This window comes from Pseudomonas sp. YA1, assembly GCF_058680555.1.
The window spans coordinates 80,001-93,738 of the sequence record NZ_JBZWBG010000007.1; the positions used below are offsets into that span (position 1 = coordinate 80,001).

At 68.6% G+C, this 13,738-nt stretch carries 13 protein-coding genes; 7 read left to right on the forward strand and 6 right to left on the reverse strand.

The genetic code is table 11. The features are described 5' to 3' along the window. Positions 1 to 36: 36 nt before the first annotated feature. Positions 37 to 690, reverse strand: a complete 654-nt coding sequence (locus AC4OR5_RS11425; protein WP_003110585.1) for a histidinol-phosphatase — start codon at positions 688 to 690, stop codon at positions 37 to 39. A gap of 203 nt (positions 691 to 893) precedes the next feature. Between AC4OR5_RS11425 and AC4OR5_RS11430 the strand changes: the two genes are divergently transcribed. The 3 genes from AC4OR5_RS11430 (at position 894) to AC4OR5_RS11440 (ending at position 4,831) form a co-directional block, all read left to right on the forward strand. Next, the gene (locus tag AC4OR5_RS11430; RefSeq protein ID WP_003084400.1) at positions 894 to 1,373 is read left to right on the forward strand and encodes an RNA pyrophosphohydrolase; all 480 of its coding nucleotides are present in this window, start codon (positions 894 to 896) and stop codon (positions 1,371 to 1,373) included. 22 nt (positions 1,374 to 1,395) lie between these two features. After that, the gene (gene ptsP, locus AC4OR5_RS11435) at positions 1,396 to 3,675 is read left to right on the forward strand and encodes a phosphoenolpyruvate--protein phosphotransferase (protein WP_003084404.1); all 2,280 of its coding nucleotides are present in this window, start codon (positions 1,396 to 1,398) and stop codon (positions 3,673 to 3,675) included. Positions 3,676 to 3,793: 118 nt separating this feature from the next. After that, positions 3,794 to 4,831 carry a sensor domain-containing diguanylate cyclase gene (locus AC4OR5_RS11440; protein WP_031639649.1) on the forward strand — a complete coding sequence of 346 codons (1,038 nt, stop codon included), beginning with the start codon at positions 3,794 to 3,796 and terminating at the stop codon, positions 4,829 to 4,831. A 4-nt stretch (positions 4,832 to 4,835) separates the two neighbouring features. On the opposite strand, the gene AC4OR5_RS11445 is transcribed toward AC4OR5_RS11440, so the two are convergent. Further along, entirely contained in the window at positions 4,836 to 5,591 is a 756-nt protein-coding gene (locus tag AC4OR5_RS11445) for an NRDE family protein (RefSeq protein ID WP_023107612.1), read from the reverse strand. A 121-nt stretch (positions 5,592 to 5,712) separates the two neighbouring features. Here AC4OR5_RS11445 and AC4OR5_RS11450 point away from each other — a divergent pair, with 121 nt between their 5' ends. The 3 genes from AC4OR5_RS11450 (at position 5,713) to AC4OR5_RS11460 (ending at position 8,326) form a co-directional block, all read left to right on the forward strand. Further along, positions 5,713 to 6,516, forward strand: a complete 804-nt coding sequence (locus tag AC4OR5_RS11450) for a sulfite exporter TauE/SafE family protein (protein ID WP_058160863.1) — start codon at positions 5,713 to 5,715, stop codon at positions 6,514 to 6,516. Between the two features lie 9 nt (positions 6,517 to 6,525). Further along, entirely contained in the window at positions 6,526 to 7,326 is an 801-nt protein-coding gene (lgt, locus tag AC4OR5_RS11455; RefSeq protein ID WP_003128900.1) for a prolipoprotein diacylglyceryl transferase, read from the forward strand. A gap of 205 nt (positions 7,327 to 7,531) precedes the next feature. After that, a complete protein-coding gene (locus tag AC4OR5_RS11460) occupies positions 7,532 to 8,326 on the forward strand; it encodes a thymidylate synthase (RefSeq protein ID WP_003110588.1) in 795 nt (264 codons plus the stop codon). A gap of 26 nt (positions 8,327 to 8,352) precedes the next feature. On the opposite strand, the gene AC4OR5_RS11465 is transcribed toward AC4OR5_RS11460, so the two are convergent. The 3 genes from AC4OR5_RS11465 to AC4OR5_RS11475 are packed head-to-tail and all read right to left on the reverse strand — an operon-like array spanning position 8,353 to position 11,942. Continuing rightward, complete coding sequence (locus AC4OR5_RS11465) at positions 8,353 to 9,150, reverse strand: FkbM family methyltransferase (RefSeq protein WP_003084414.1); 798 nt, start codon at positions 9,148 to 9,150, stop codon at positions 8,353 to 8,355. Positions 9,151 to 9,184: 34 nt separating this feature from the next. Further along, positions 9,185 to 10,564 carry a GTPase/DUF3482 domain-containing protein gene (locus tag AC4OR5_RS11470; RefSeq protein WP_491952830.1) on the reverse strand — a complete coding sequence of 460 codons (1,380 nt, stop codon included), beginning with the start codon at positions 10,562 to 10,564 and terminating at the stop codon, positions 9,185 to 9,187. Next, the gene (locus AC4OR5_RS11475; protein WP_031693600.1) at positions 10,557 to 11,942 is read right to left on the reverse strand and encodes a DUF2868 domain-containing protein; all 1,386 of its coding nucleotides are present in this window, start codon (positions 11,940 to 11,942) and stop codon (positions 10,557 to 10,559) included. The genes AC4OR5_RS11470 and AC4OR5_RS11475 overlap by 8 nt, the downstream gene beginning before the upstream one ends. Positions 11,943 to 12,133: 191 nt before the next feature. On the opposite strand from AC4OR5_RS11475, the gene AC4OR5_RS11480 reads away from it, so the two are divergent. Then, positions 12,134 to 12,496, forward strand: a complete 363-nt coding sequence (locus AC4OR5_RS11480; RefSeq protein ID WP_021263134.1) for a hypothetical protein — start codon at positions 12,134 to 12,136, stop codon at positions 12,494 to 12,496. 36 nt (positions 12,497 to 12,532) lie between these two features. On the opposite strand, the gene AC4OR5_RS11485 is transcribed toward AC4OR5_RS11480, so the two are convergent. Further along, a complete protein-coding gene (locus AC4OR5_RS11485; protein ID WP_003110415.1) occupies positions 12,533 to 13,684 on the reverse strand; it encodes a glycerophosphodiester phosphodiesterase in 1,152 nt (383 codons plus the stop codon). Positions 13,685 to 13,738: the final 54 nt, after the last annotated feature.

Sequence of the window (13,738 nt, forward strand, 5' to 3'; positions counted from 1 at the left end):
TGGCACCGCCCGTCGGACGGCGCACTTGTCAGTGGGTCAACGCAGGGAAATGATCGGCCAGCCGCGTTTTTCCGCCTCGGCGCGCAGGCGCGGATCGGGGTCGACGGCCACCGGCCGGCTGACCTTTTCCAGCAGCGGCAGGTCGTTCAGCGAGTCGCTATAGAAGCTGGCGCCTTCCAGGTCCAGGCCGTTCTCGTCGAGCCAGCGTTGCAGGCGAACCACCTTGCCGCCCTGGAAGCAGGGCACGTCGAAGGTCTGCCCGGTGTAGCGGCCGTCGCGCATCTCGCACTCGGTGGCAATCAGGGTCTCCACCCCGAGTCGTTCGGCGATCGGGCCGGTGACGAAGCGGTTGGTGGCGGTGATGATCACCAGCCGGTCGCCGGCGGCGCGGTGCTCGGCGAGCAGCGCCTCGCCCTTGGCCAGCACGATCGGCTCGATCACTTCCTGCATGAATTGGCGGTGCCAGGTTTCCAGCTGGGCCATCTCGGTGCGACCGAGGATCGCCTGGGTGAAGGCCTGGTAGGCAAGGACGTCGAGCTTGCCGGCCACGTAGTCGGCATAGAAGGCGTCGTTGCGCGCCTGGTATTCGGCGGCGTCGACCAGGCCGCGCTGGCACAGCCATTCGCCCCAGCTATGGTCGCTGTCGCCGGCGAGCAGGGTGTTGTCGAGATCGAAAAGGGCCAGACGCACGGGGTGACTCCATCGGTTGGCGGGTGGCGGGAGGGCCGCGAGAGCCTTTTGCGAAGGCTCCCACCGGGCCTTGGGAAAACCCCTAGCCTACCGGCTTTTGCCGGCCCTGTATCCTCCCCGCACGAGTCGCAAAGCCGCGCGTTGCCGCTATCACAAGCTTTATGGAACAATGCGGGCACATGCGATTTCGAGGATGTCCCAGCGTGATCGATTCCGATGGTTTTCGCCCGAATGTCGGCATCATTCTCGCCAACGAGGCGGGGCAGGTGCTGTGGGCGCGGCGTATCAATCAGGAAGCCTGGCAGTTCCCGCAGGGAGGCATCAATGATCGCGAAACGCCGGAAGAGGCGCTGTATCGCGAATTGAACGAAGAAGTCGGGCTGGAGGCCGGGGACGTGCGCATCCTGGCCTGCACCCGCGGCTGGCTGCGCTACCGTTTGCCGCAGCGCCTGGTGCGGACCCACAGCCAGCCGCTGTGCATCGGCCAGAAGCAGAAATGGTTCCTGCTGCGGCTGATGTCCGACGAGGCGCGCGTGCGCATGGATATCACCAGCAAGCCCGAGTTCGACGGCTGGCGCTGGGTGAGTTACTGGTACCCCCTGGGACAGGTGGTGACCTTCAAGCGCGAGGTCTACCGCCGCGCCCTGAAGGAACTGGCCCCGCGCCTTCTGGCGCGGGACTGAACACGGAGACAAGGCCCCGAGCATGCTCAACACGCTGCGCAAGATCGTCCAGGAAGTGAACTCCGCCAAGGATCTGAAGGCGGCGCTGGGCATCATCGTGCAGCGGGTCAAGGAAGCCATGGGTACCCAGGTCTGCTCGGTGTACCTGCTCGACACCGAGACCCAGCGTTTCGTCCTGATGGCCACCGAAGGCCTCAACAAGCGTTCCATCGGCAAGGTCAGCATGGCCCCCAGCGAAGGCCTGGTCGGCCTGGTCGGCACCCGCGAGGAGCCGCTCAACCTGGAGAACGCCGCCGCTCACCCGCGCTACCGCTATTTCGCCGAGACCGGCGAGGAGCGCTACGCGTCGTTCCTCGGCGCGCCGATCATCCACCATCGGCGGGTGATGGGGGTGCTGGTGGTGCAGCAGAAGGAACGCCGCCAGTTCGACGAAGGCGAGGAGGCCTTCCTCGTCACCATGAGCGCCCAGCTCGCCGGGGTCATCGCGCATGCCGAGGCGACCGGTTCGATCCGCGGCCTGGGCAAGCTCGGCAAGGGCATCCAGGAAGCCAAGTTCGTCGGCGTGCCCGGCGCCCCCGGGGTCGGGGTGGGCAAGGCGGTGGTGGTGTTGCCGCCGGCCGACCTGGAAGTGGTGCCGGACAAGCAGGTCGACGACATCGACGCCGAGATCGCCCTGTTCAAGCAGGCCCTGGAGGGCGTTCGCGCCGACATGCGCGCGCTGTCGAGCAAGCTCGCCAGCCAGTTGCGCAAGGAAGAACGCGCGCTGTTCGACGTCTACCTGATGATGCTCGACGATGCCTCCATCGGCAACGAGGTCAAGCGCATCATCCGTACCGGCCAGTGGGCCCAGGGCGCCCTGCGCCAGGTGGTGATGGAGCACGTGCAGCGCTTCGAGCTGATGGACGACGCCTATCTCCGCGAGCGCGCCTCCGACGTCAAGGACATCGGTCGCCGCCTGCTCGCCTACCTGCAGGAAGAACGCAAGCAGAACCTGACCTACCCGGAGCAGACCATCATCGTCAGCGAGGAGCTGTCGCCGGCGATGCTCGGCGAGGTGCCGGAAGGGCGCCTGGTCGGCCTGGTCTCGGTGCTCGGCTCGGGCAACTCGCACGTGGCGATCCTCGCCCGTGCCATGGGCATCCCCACGGTGATGGGGGCGGTCGACCTGCCGTACTCCAAGGTCGACGGCATCGACCTGATCGTCGATGGCTACCACGGCGAGGTCTACACCAACCCCTCCGCCGAGCTGGTGCGCCAGTACAGCGACGTGGTCGCCGAGGAGCGCGAGCTGAGCAAGGGCCTGGCGGCCCTGCGCGAGCTGCCCTGCGAGACCCTCGACGGCCACCGCATGCCGCTCTGGGTCAACACCGGCCTGCTCGCCGATGTCGCCCGCGCCCAGGAGCGTGGCGCCGAGGGCGTGGGCCTGTACCGCACCGAAGTGCCGTTCATGATCAACGACCGCTTCCCCAGCGAGAAGGAACAGCTGGCGATCTACCGCGAGCAGCTCAGTGCCTTCCACCCGCTGCCGGTGACCATGCGCACCCTGGATATCGGCGGCGACAAGGCGCTGTCCTACTTCCCGATCAAGGAAGACAACCCGTTCCTCGGCTGGCGCGGCATCCGCGTCACCCTCGACCACCCGGAGATCTTCCTGGTCCAGACCCGCGCCATGCTCAAGGCCAGCGAAGGACTGGACAACCTGCGCATCCTGCTGCCGATGATCTCCGGCACCCACGAGCTGGAAGAGGCCCTGCACCTGATCCACCGCGCCTGGGGCGAGGTGCGCGACGAGGGCGTGGACATCGCCATGCCGCCCATCGGCATGATGGTCGAGATTCCCGCCGCCGTGTACCAGACCCGCGAGCTGGCCCGCCAGGTCGACTTCCTTTCGGTCGGTTCGAACGACCTGACCCAGTACCTGCTGGCGGTCGACCGCAACAATCCGCGGGTCGCCGACCTCTACGACTACCTGCATCCGGCCGTGCTGCATGCGTTGAAGAAGGTGGTCGACGATGCCCACCTGGAAGGCAAGCCGGTGAGCATCTGCGGCGAGATGGCCGGCGATCCCGCGGCTGCCGTGCTGCTGATGGCGATGGGCTTCGACAGCCTGTCGATGAACGCCACCAACCTGCCCAAGGTGAAGTGGCTGCTGCGCCAGATCACCCTGGACAAGGCCCGGGACCTGCTCGGCCAGTTGCTCACCTTCGACAACCCGCAGGTCATCCACAGCTCGCTGCACCTGGCGTTGCGCAACCTCGGCCTGGGTCGCGTGATCAACCCGGCGGCTACCGTCCAGCCCTGATTTCCCGCGCGCCGGACGCTTCGTCGTGCGGCGCTTACGCTTTCCCCGCAAGCGTATAGACTGCCTGCCATTCGGTAGAGGCCACTGGCCAGTCGAACGTGCGAGGGATTGCCGCAAAATGGACGAACGGGCGTCGAAGCCGCCAGGTCTTCTTCCGCTGTCACGCGAAGACCTTGAGAAAACCCTGCGATATGCTCTGGAGATCGTCAGCGACGGGATCTGGGACTGGAACATCGCGACCAACCAGGTCAGCCGCAGCGCCGGCTGGTACCTGATGCTCGGCTATCCGCCGCATAGCCTGCCGGAGAGCGTGGAGACCTGGAGGAGCATCATCCATCCCGAGGACTATCCGCGGGTGATGGCCAGCTTCCAGGCCTACCTCGACGGCGAAAGCCCGGAATACTGCGAGGAATACCGCTGCCGCACCTACAGCGGGGATTACCTGTGGATCAGCGATCGCGGGCGTTTCGTCGAGTTCGACGAGCGCGGCGAGCCGCGGCGGATGATCGGTGCGCACCACGAGATCCATCAGCGCAAGCTGGTCGAGCTGGAGTTGCAGCAGCGCAACGAGGAACTGTTCGACTGGAACCGGCGTCTCGAGGACCTGGTGGCCGAGCGCACCGAGGCGCTGCACCGGGTCAACCAGGCGCTGGCCTCGAAGATGGCCGAGGCCCAGCGCCTGAGCGAAATCGATCCGCTCACCGAGCTGTACAACCGGCGCAAGTTCGAGCAGTGCCTGCACCATGAATGGATGCGCCGGCAGCGCCATGGACGCGCCACGGCACTGGTGATGATCGATGTCGATCACTTCAAGCGGATCAACGACCTGTTCGGCCACTCCACCGGCGATCGCGTGCTGGTCGCCTTCGGCCGCCTGGTCGCCAGCGAGCTGCGCGAGGTCGACGTGCTGGCGCGCTGGGGCGGCGAGGAGTTCATCCTGCTGCTTCCGGAAACCGGCCTGGAGGCCGCGGCGGCCTTGGCCGAACGCCTGCGCCAGCGGGTTCGCTCGCAGTCCTTCGAGATGGGCGAGCGGTTGACCGCCAGCTTCGGCGTCGGCGTGCTGAACGATGGCGAGACCCTCGACCTGCTGCTGTGCCGGGTGGACGACGCCCTCTATCGGGCCAAGCAGCGTCGCGATTGCGTGGCCTGTTGCTGAAGGGTCAGCCTGGCGGCAGCACCAGGCTGACCTCGCCGAGCCGGGCGCCGGACGGCCCGAAGCTGCGCTCGATCATCTCCCGCGTGCCGTCGGCGTGTACCCGTACGACGCTGCTGGCGCGAGTGCCGTAGCTCGGGCTGGCGATGAACACGCTGGAGAGCAGGCGTTCCGTGGCCAGACCCACGCCGGTATCCGGTAACTGGCCGTCGGCGGCCGGCGTTGCGTCGGCCAGCAGCTCCAGCAGGGCCTGCGGATGCGGTTCGGCAAGCTGCTCGGCGAGGGCGGCGCGAGCCTTGAGCAGCTTCGGCCAGGGCGTATCGAGGGCCGCGTTGGACAGCCCGTAGATCCCCGCCGGCAGCAGGCGCGGTGGCCCTACGCGGGGGTTGTAGTGCCAGAGCTGATGGCGATCGCCAATGAGCAGGTTGAAGCCGGAATAGTCCGCGGCGCGCTCGGCGACCTGCGCCAGGTAGTCGGCCGGGTTGCCGCCGCCGCGCAGGAAGTCCGCCACCAGTTCGCCACGGGAGCGCTTGCCGAGAGGCTGCGACGGATCGCGGACGTTGGTCAGGGCGGCGAAACGGCCGGCCGGGCCGAGCCCCAGCCAGGTGCCGCCGGCCTCCAGGTCGCGCCCGGCGAATACCCCCTCGGTGTCCTCCCAGGCCGCCAGTGGCAGGCTCGGGCGGGCATAGAACTCGTCACGGTTGGCGGCGACCAGCAGCGGCAGGGCGTGCCCCGGTTGCCAGGCGAAGACGATCAGGCACATGCGCGATCCTTGGAATGGGCTGGCCGTCAGGCTAAAGGCATCCGCCATCGCCGTTCAAGCACGACGCCTGCCGCGCGGCGCGCAATTCCGTTACCATGCCGGCTTTCCAACGGGGGCGTGCATGGAGTTTCTCCTCTATATCGTGCTGGGCGCCTGTGCCGGCGTGCTGGCCGGACTGTTCGGCGTCGGCGGCGGCCTGATCATCGTCCCGGCGCTGGTCTTCAGCTTCACCGCGCACGGTTTCGGCGGCGACGTCCTGACCCAGATGGCGGTCGGCACCTCCCTGGCGACCATCGTCTTCACTTCGATCAATTCCATTCTCGAACACCATCGGCGCGGCGCGGTGCGCTGGCCGGTGTTCGCCTGGATGACCCTCGGCATCCTCGTCGGCAGCGCCCTCGGCGCGCTGACCGCGGCGCAGATCAAGGGGCCGCTGTTACAGAAGATAATCGGGGTGTTCGCCATCCTGGTCGCTTTGCAGATGGTCCTCGACCTCAAGCCCAAGGGCAATCGCCAGGTGCCCGGCAAGGGCGGCCTGACCCTGGCCGGCGCGGTGATCGGCTGGGCCTCGGCGATCTTCGGCATCGGCGGCGGTTCGCTGACCGTGCCTTTCCTCAGTTGGCGCAGCGTGCCGATGCAGCAGGCGGTGGCGACTTCCTCGGCCTGCGGCCTGCCTATCGCCATTTCCGGCGCCCTGTCGTTCATCGCGGTCGGCTGGCACAACCCGCAGTTGCCGGAGTGGAGCCTGGGCTACGTCTATCTGCCGGCGTTGGTCGGCATCGCCGCCACCAGTATGCTATTCGCCCGCTTCGGCGCGCGCCTGGCGCATCGTTTGTCGCCGCGTGTACTCAAGCGACTGTTCGCCCTGCTGCTGTTCAGCGTGGGCATAAGTTTCCTGACCCCCGATCTCGCTTTTCTGTCGTAGGAGTTATCGATGCTGACGTATCCCCAGATCGATCCGGTTGCGCTGGCCATCGGCCCGCTGAAGATCCACTGGTACGGGCTGATGTACCTGATCGGGATCGGCGGCGCCTGGCTGCTGGCGTCGCGCCGGATGAAGCGCTTCGACCCGACCTGGACCAAGGAGCGCCTTTCCGACCTGGTCTTCTGGGTCGCCTGCGGCGTGATCCTCGGTGGCCGCCTGGGCTACGTGCTGTTCTACAACCTGGACGAGTACATCGCCAACCCGACGCTGATCTTCGAGGTCTGGAAAGGCGGCATGTCCTTCCATGGCGGCCTGCTCGGCGTGATGCTGGCGGTCTGGTGGTTCGGCAAGCGCCATGGCAAGAGCTTCTTCCAGCTGATGGACTTCATCGCCCCGCTGGTGCCCATCGGCCTGGGCGCCGGGCGCATCGGCAACTTCATCAACTCGGAACTGTGGGGCAAGGTCAGCGACGTGCCCTGGGCCATGGTCTTCCCCAACGGCGGCCCGCTGCCGCGGCATCCGTCGCAGCTGTACCAGTTCGCCCTGGAAGGCGTGGCGCTGTTCGTCATCCTCTGGCTGTTCACCCGCAAGCCCCGGCCGACCGCCTCGGTCTCCGGCCTGTTCGTGCTGTGCTACGGGATCTTCCGCTTCGTCGTCGAGTTCGTCCGCGTGCCGGATGCCCAGCTCGGCTACCTCGCCTGGGGTTGGCTGACCATGGGCCAGGTGCTCTGCGTACCGATGGTGCTGGCCGGCATTGCCCTGATGGTCTGGGCCTACCGCCGCGACGCGGCGCAGCCGAAGACGGCCTGAGCCGCTTTTCGTGCCCGGGGCGGATAACGTCGCAGGCGTCATCCGCTCCGGGCAGCCGGCTTTCCGCTCCAGGGCGTGCATGGCTTGCGCCGGTCGCGCCGAACTGGCGATGCCGGCCCCGTCGCCGTAGACTTGGCCATCCTTCTGTCATCCCTCGGTGGGAGCCGCCACGTCGGCGCCGCACCGATATCGATCCGAGCCTCCGATGAAACAGTACCTCGACCTGATGCGCCACGTGCGCGAGCACGGCACCTTCAAGAGCGACCGCACCGGTACCGGCACCTATAGCGTGTTCGGCCACCAGATGCGCTTCGACCTGGCCGCGGGCTTCCCCCTGGTGACCACCAAGAAGTGCCACCTCAAGTCGATCGTCCACGAGCTGCTGTGGTTCCTCAAGGGCTCCACCAATATCGCCTACCTCAAGGAGCACGGCGTCTCGATCTGGGACGAGTGGGCCGACGAGAACGGCGACCTCGGCCCGGTGTATGGTTACCAGTGGCGCTCCTGGCCGGCGCCGGACGGCCGCCACATCGACCAGATCGCCAACCTGATGGCGATGCTGAAGAAGAATCCGGACTCGCGCCGGCTGATCGTCTCCGCCTGGAACCCGGCGCTGATCGACGAGATGGCCCTGCCGCCCTGCCACGCGCTGTTCCAGTTCTACGTCGCCGACGGCAAGCTCAGCTGCCAGCTCTACCAGCGTTCGGCGGACATCTTCCTCGGCGTACCCTTCAACATCGCCAGCTATGCCCTGCTGACCCTGATGGTGGCGCAGGTCGCCGGCCTGCAGCCGGGCGAGTTCATCTGGACCGGCGGCGATTGCCACCTGTACGCCAACCACCTGGAGCAGGCCGACCTGCAGTTGACCCGCGAGCCGCTGCCGTTGCCGAGCATGAAGCTGAATCCCGAGGTGAAGGATCTGTTCGACTTCCGCTTCGAGGACTTCGAGCTGGTCGGCTACGAGGCCCATCCGCACATCAAGGCACCGGTCGCGGTCTGACCCTTCGGCGGAGCCGTCGGCTCCGCTCAACCGAACAGGCGGCGGTACCAGGGAAGCGCGCGCCAGTCCCGCAAAGCCCGCTCCGCATCTTCTGCGCGTTGCAGCGCCTGCTCCAGGGCCTGCTCCAGCGGTGCGACCGGATGGCTCATGGCGTGGCCATGGCAGAGCTGGAAGTCGTCCAGCAGGTTCGGCGGTAGCGCGAAGGCGCCTTCCAGGCGGGCCTGTTCCTCCGCCAGGTAATAGCCGTTGAGGCCGTCGAAGTGGACGAAACGGTAGCCCGCGGCGAGCAGCGGCGCTTTCCACTCGGGGTCGTGGTCGAACGGAGTTTCCGCGAGGATCAGCCACGGGCGCCAGCGGTTCAGGTCGAGGCCGCGGAGCACCGCGCCTTCCAGCCCTTCGACATCGATCTTGAGGAAGTGGATCGGCCCTTCGACATGGGCCGCGCAGATCGCGTCCAGGGTGCTGACCATCACTTCGCGCGGGGTGGCCGTGCAGCCCTCGGCCTGGCGCTGGCGGGCTAGCTCGGGGTCCAGGGTGGAGAGACCCGAGGCGGCCATCTCGTAGAGCGTGGCGCGGCCTTCGCGCTCACCGATGGCGAGGTTCAGGTTGAGGTCTTCCGGCCGCTCCCGCTCCAGCTCGCGGTGCAGATGGGGCAGCGGTTCGATGTTGATGCCGCGCCAGCCGCGCTCGTAGAACGCCAGGGTGACCGAGTCGATCCGCGGGTGGTTGGCACCGACGTCGATGTAGAACCCCCTGGGAAAGAGCTTCAGGGCCCGCCAGAGTCGGACGTCTTCCAGGTTCTGCGCGTAGGAAACGAAGGGCATGGGCCTACCTCTTGGGCGATCGTCGCCCAGTCTGTCATTCCCCGCGCCCGCTCTCCAGCAATTCGGCCAGCGCGTCGATCTGTTCCTGGCGGTCGCTGCCGCCCACCCGCCTGCCGTTCAGCGACGACCACTCCGGATGCGCGCGCGCCTTGCGCAGTGCTTCCGGCAGCTTGCCTTCGCGCCACTGCTTGTCCTCCGGGGTCTCCAGGCGGATCGCCTCGATCGCCGCGTGGCCGCGCGTTTGCAGGGCTGCCAGGAGCTGCCGTTGGCGCAGCGCAAGCAAGCGCAGCACGGCGTCGTTGACAGTCAGCTCGCGGGCGCCCTTGAGCTTGCCGAGCAGGCGCGAGCCGTAGTGCCCGACGGTCTGCCAGGCGCCGCCGGCGAGGGCACCGAGGGCGGCGGCGGCGCCAAGGGTGACGCCGCCCACCAGCAGGTCGATGCCGGCGCCGGCCGCGGCGCCGGCCGCAACCCCGCCGCCGAGGCGGATACCGAGTTGGCGCAGGGTCTCCGGATTGAACAGATCGTCGCCCCAGCGGCCGTCGAGCAGCGGCAGGTCGGCGGCGCGGGCGTCGTCCCTGGCGAAGGCGTAGAGCCGCAGCAACGCTTCCACGCAGGCCTGCTCGCGCTTGCGCACCTGCTGGTGCAGGTCGCGGGTGGCCTCCTGCACGGCGCTTTCGCCGCCGGGCACCAGGCGCCGACAGGCGGCGACGTCAACCAGCAATTCGGCGATCAGCCGTTGCCCGGCGCGCAGGCGCGCGGCGGCCTGGGTCTCATGGTCGGCGATCAGCCGGTAGAGTTGCGGCCGGGCGCGCTCCAGCAGCAGCGCCAGGCTCTCGTAGAGGCGCCGTTCGCCGTCCAGCGGCGGCGCCACGCTGTCGAAACGCACCAGGGCGTGCAGGCCCAGGCGAGCGAGGGCGGCGCGCCACTCCTCCTCGCGATGCTGCGGGCTGGCGACGAAGTTCAGCACCGGCAGCAGCGGCCGGCCGCAGCCGGCAAGCACCGCCAGTTCGTCGCGATACTTGGCCAGCACCGGTTCGCGGGCGTCGATCACGTAGAGCCCGGCGTCGGAGGCGAGCAACTGGCGGACCACCTTGGCTTCCTGTTCGAAACGCCCGCGCGCTTCGTTGCTGTCCAGCAACCGCGCCATGCGTTCCGGGCCATCGAGACGCTCGCCGGGGCGCTCCAGGGCGTCCAGGTAGTCGAGCAGGGCGATGGCGTCTTCCAGGCCGGGCGTGTCGTAGAGTTCCAGCAGCGCTTCGCCGTCCACCGACAGCCTGGCGCCCTCGACGTGGCGGGTGGTGCTGGGGCGATGGGAGACTTCGCCGAATCCGCGGTCGCGGGTCAGGGTGCGCAGCAGCGAGGTCTTGCCGGTATTGGTGTGGCCGACCACGGCCAGGATCAGCGGCTCAGTCATGGCCGGTCTCCAGCCAGGCCAGCGGCGAGGTCTCGCCGTGCGGCAGTTGCAGGCGCTCCAGGGCGGTGTGCCAGTCGCCCAGGCGGTCGCTGTCGAGCGCTTCGCCGGGCGGAGCCTGGAGCAGCCAGATGCGGGTGCTGGCGGCGCAGCGGGCGAGTTCGCCGAGCAGTGCCAGGGTGCCACGGTCCGGCGAGCGACGCGGGTCGCAGGCGATGGCCAGGCGCGCCGGCGGGTAGCGGGTCAGTTGTTCGAGCAGGCGACGGCGCTGCTGGCCGTCGTCGAGGATGCCGGCGTCGGCGACGCCTTCGGCGAGCTTCGGCGGCCAGGGCCGGCGATCGTCCAGCTCCACCGCCACCAGCACCGCTCCGGCGGCTTCCTGGCCGGACTGGCCGCCCTGCGGCTCCGGTAGCCAGTCCGGCGCCGCGTCGCTGACGCCGAGGCGTTCGCTGGCCGGCATCAAGCGTTCGCGCAGCAGGCTGTAGCCTGGGTCGTCGAGGTCCAGGTCGAGGTCGGCCAGGCCGCGTTTCCAGCGCCACAGGCAGAACAGACCGAGCAGCGCGCGCGGCAGGACCCCATAGACCAGCAGTACGCCTACCAGCCAGCCGGCCCAGGCGTGCCGTGCGGCTTCGCTGGCCAGGGCGGCGTCGCCGCTGGCGCGGATCAGCTCGGCGTCCGGCAACGGGAAGCCAAGCAACGCCGGCAGGGCGCCGAGCGCCTGGGTGAGGGCGATGAAGGTATCGCTGCCGAGAATGGTGGTTTCCCAGACGAAACCGTAGCGGCGGGTCGCCAGCAGGCCGAGGAGCATGGCCAGCGCGGTCAGCAGGCCGAGCAGCCAGAGCCCGTGGACCAGCGCGCCGAGGCCCCAGCGCGCCAGCCGGCGCCGGCCGAGCAGGACCAATAGCGCCGGCGCCAGGTGCGCGGCGCGGGCATCGCGCGCCAGCTTGCCGCTGAGCCACAGCCAGAGCCGGCCGAGCGCGCCCGCGGCCTCGCCGCCGGCGAGCAGGCCGAGGGCCCAGCCGAGCAGGGTCAGCAGGTGCAGGCCGAGGAGGCTGGCCAGCGCCCAGAACACGTTGACCGGGCGCTGGCCATCGCCGAGCGCGGCGAAGGCCAGTCCGGCGCCGCTGGCCAGGGCCAGCACCAGCAGCAGGGCCAGCGCCAGCCGCGAACCCTGGCGCCAGGTCCGCTGGGCGTCCAGCAGGCCCTCGCGGCGGCCCAGCCAGTGGGCGCGGGTGAGAATACGGCGCGGCAGGGAACCGCCCTGGGCCAGCGCCTGGCGAAGCGCCTCGCTGTCTTCCAGCGGACCGGCCTGCTCCTCGCGCAGGCGAACGGCTTCGGTCAGCCAGAGGGCGTCGAGGCCGGGATGCGTCGTGTGACTCAAGTCACCTCCTGTGTCGATTTCCCTGCCGAGCGTGAATCGTGCCCGGCCAACGGCGTCTGATCAGCGCCAAACATAGCAAAAAGCGCCCCGGCGGCTCATGCTGGCTTGCCAGCCGGCTGGCGGCGGGGTGTGGGATTTTGACTGGCGCCGTGGCGAAAGCGTTCGGCGCCGGTAGCGAGAGGAACACTGAGATGAAGGTAGTACGCCGATACCCCCTGGCGCTGTTGCTGGGGATGGCGGGCGCGCTGGCCGACGAGTTGCCCGATGGCTCCTTGCTGCAACGCTATGGCGTGCAGGCCGACCAGTTGCCGACCCTGGCGGCGGATCCGCCGTCGCGCAAGGAGGAGAAGGAAACGCCGTCGCGCTTCCGGGTGGAGCCGGAGCAGCCCTTGGTGACCTTTGGCGTCAACGACCACAAGAACGTGGAGCCCACCGGCAACCCGTCGATCGACGCCATGCACGAGCGCGATCGGCGGATCTGCCGGAACATCAGGCGGCAGGCGCTGGAGAAGGGCAAGGCACAGCCCTTCGACGGCTACATCGAGTGTCCATGAGGCCGGCGCCCGCGTACGAGCGCCGGTCGGGCTGCGTCAGCGCTGCTCGCGCAGGCGCACGGCGACGTCCGGCTGGTCGCTGAACAGGCCGTCGATGCCGGCGTCGAGGTAGGCCCTGATCTCGCCGGCCAGGTCGCCGCGCGACTGTGGGTTGCCGTCGGCGCTGCGGAACTCCGCCGGAAGGAAGCTGTTTTCCGCGCGGAAGGTGTAGGGATGCACCTTCAGCCCGGCGGCGTGGGCGTCGCCGACGAAGCGGGTCGGCTGGCCGAGGTTGCCGTTGGCATCGCGAGGAATCACGTAGCTCTTGTCCGGACCGACCCCGTAGGCGTAGCGCGCCACCTGGCGCAGGCCCTTGGCGGTGGCCATCTCGGCGTAGGTCAGGCTGCCGCCGCTGGCCTGCTGGTCGTAGGGCTGGCCGCTGCCGTAGAGCTGGACCAGGCGGATGCCGGTGAGGCGCTTGAGTTCCTTCAGGTTGTTCACCTCGAAGGACTGGATGAATACCGGCGCGCGCGGACCGAGGTAGCCGTTGCGGTGCAGGGTCTTCACCAGCGGGCGTTCCATGGCCAGGCCGAGGCGCTGGAAGTGGGTGCCGTGCTTGATCTCGGGGTACAGGCCGATGGTGCGTTGCTGGCTGATTTGCAGGCTTTTCACCAGGTCGATGATCTCCTGCAGGGTGGGGATCTCGAAGGTGCCGTCCAGGCGCGCATTGCCCGGGCGGATCGTGGGGATGCGCTCGATGGCGCGCAGGGTCTTCAGTTCGGCGAGGGTGAAGTCTTCGCTGAACCAGCCGGTGAGTTCCACTCCGTCGACTTTCTGCGTGCGTTTGCGGTCGGCGAATTCCGGGTGCTGGGCGACATCGGTGGTCAGGCCCAGCTCGTTGTCGTGGCGGGCGACCAGCTTGCCGTCGCGGGTCATCACCAGGTCCGGCTCGACGTAGTCGGCGCCCATCATCACCGCCAGGGCGTAGGCGCCCAGGGTGTGTTCCGGTACGTAACCGCTGGCGCCACGGTGGGCGATGACCAGCGGCGAGCGTTCGTGGCCGGCCGGGTGGCGGACGGAGGCCTGGCCCTGGGCCCAGTCGATGGCGCGTTGTACGTTGCCGGTGTCGGCGTGGGCGGCGCTGGCCAGGCCAGCGGCGAGCATCAGGCAGGCGGCGCCGAGGTGGCGGCGCAGGAAGGCTGGTTGCATGACGGGTCCTCGTCGGCGGTTCGGGAGTGTTCCAGTCCAGCAGAGTGACGCAGC

Coding starts and splice junctions, on each gene's coding strand:
- ptsP (WP_003084404.1), top strand. CDS start 1,396: ATGCTCAACACGCTGCGCAAGATCGTCCAGGAAGTGAACTCCGCCAAG.
- AC4OR5_RS11440 (WP_031639649.1), top strand. CDS start 3,794: ATGGACGAACGGGCGTCGAAGCCGCCAGGTCTTCTTCCGCTGTCACGC.
- AC4OR5_RS11445 (WP_023107612.1), bottom strand. CDS start 5,591: ATGTGCCTGATCGTCTTCGCCTGGCAACCGGGGCACGCCCTGCCGCTG.
- AC4OR5_RS11450 (WP_058160863.1), top strand. CDS start 5,713: ATGGAGTTTCTCCTCTATATCGTGCTGGGCGCCTGTGCCGGCGTGCTG.
- lgt (WP_003128900.1), top strand. CDS start 6,526: ATGCTGACGTATCCCCAGATCGATCCGGTTGCGCTGGCCATCGGCCCG.
- AC4OR5_RS11460 (WP_003110588.1), top strand. CDS start 7,532: ATGAAACAGTACCTCGACCTGATGCGCCACGTGCGCGAGCACGGCACC.
- AC4OR5_RS11465 (WP_003084414.1), bottom strand. CDS start 9,150: ATGCCCTTCGTTTCCTACGCGCAGAACCTGGAAGACGTCCGACTCTGG.
- AC4OR5_RS11470 (WP_491952830.1), bottom strand. CDS start 10,564: ATGACTGAGCCGCTGATCCTGGCCGTGGTCGGCCACACCAATACCGGC.
- AC4OR5_RS11480 (WP_021263134.1), top strand. CDS start 12,134: ATGAAGGTAGTACGCCGATACCCCCTGGCGCTGTTGCTGGGGATGGCG.
- AC4OR5_RS11485 (WP_003110415.1), bottom strand. CDS start 13,684: ATGCAACCAGCCTTCCTGCGCCGCCACCTCGGCGCCGCCTGCCTGATG.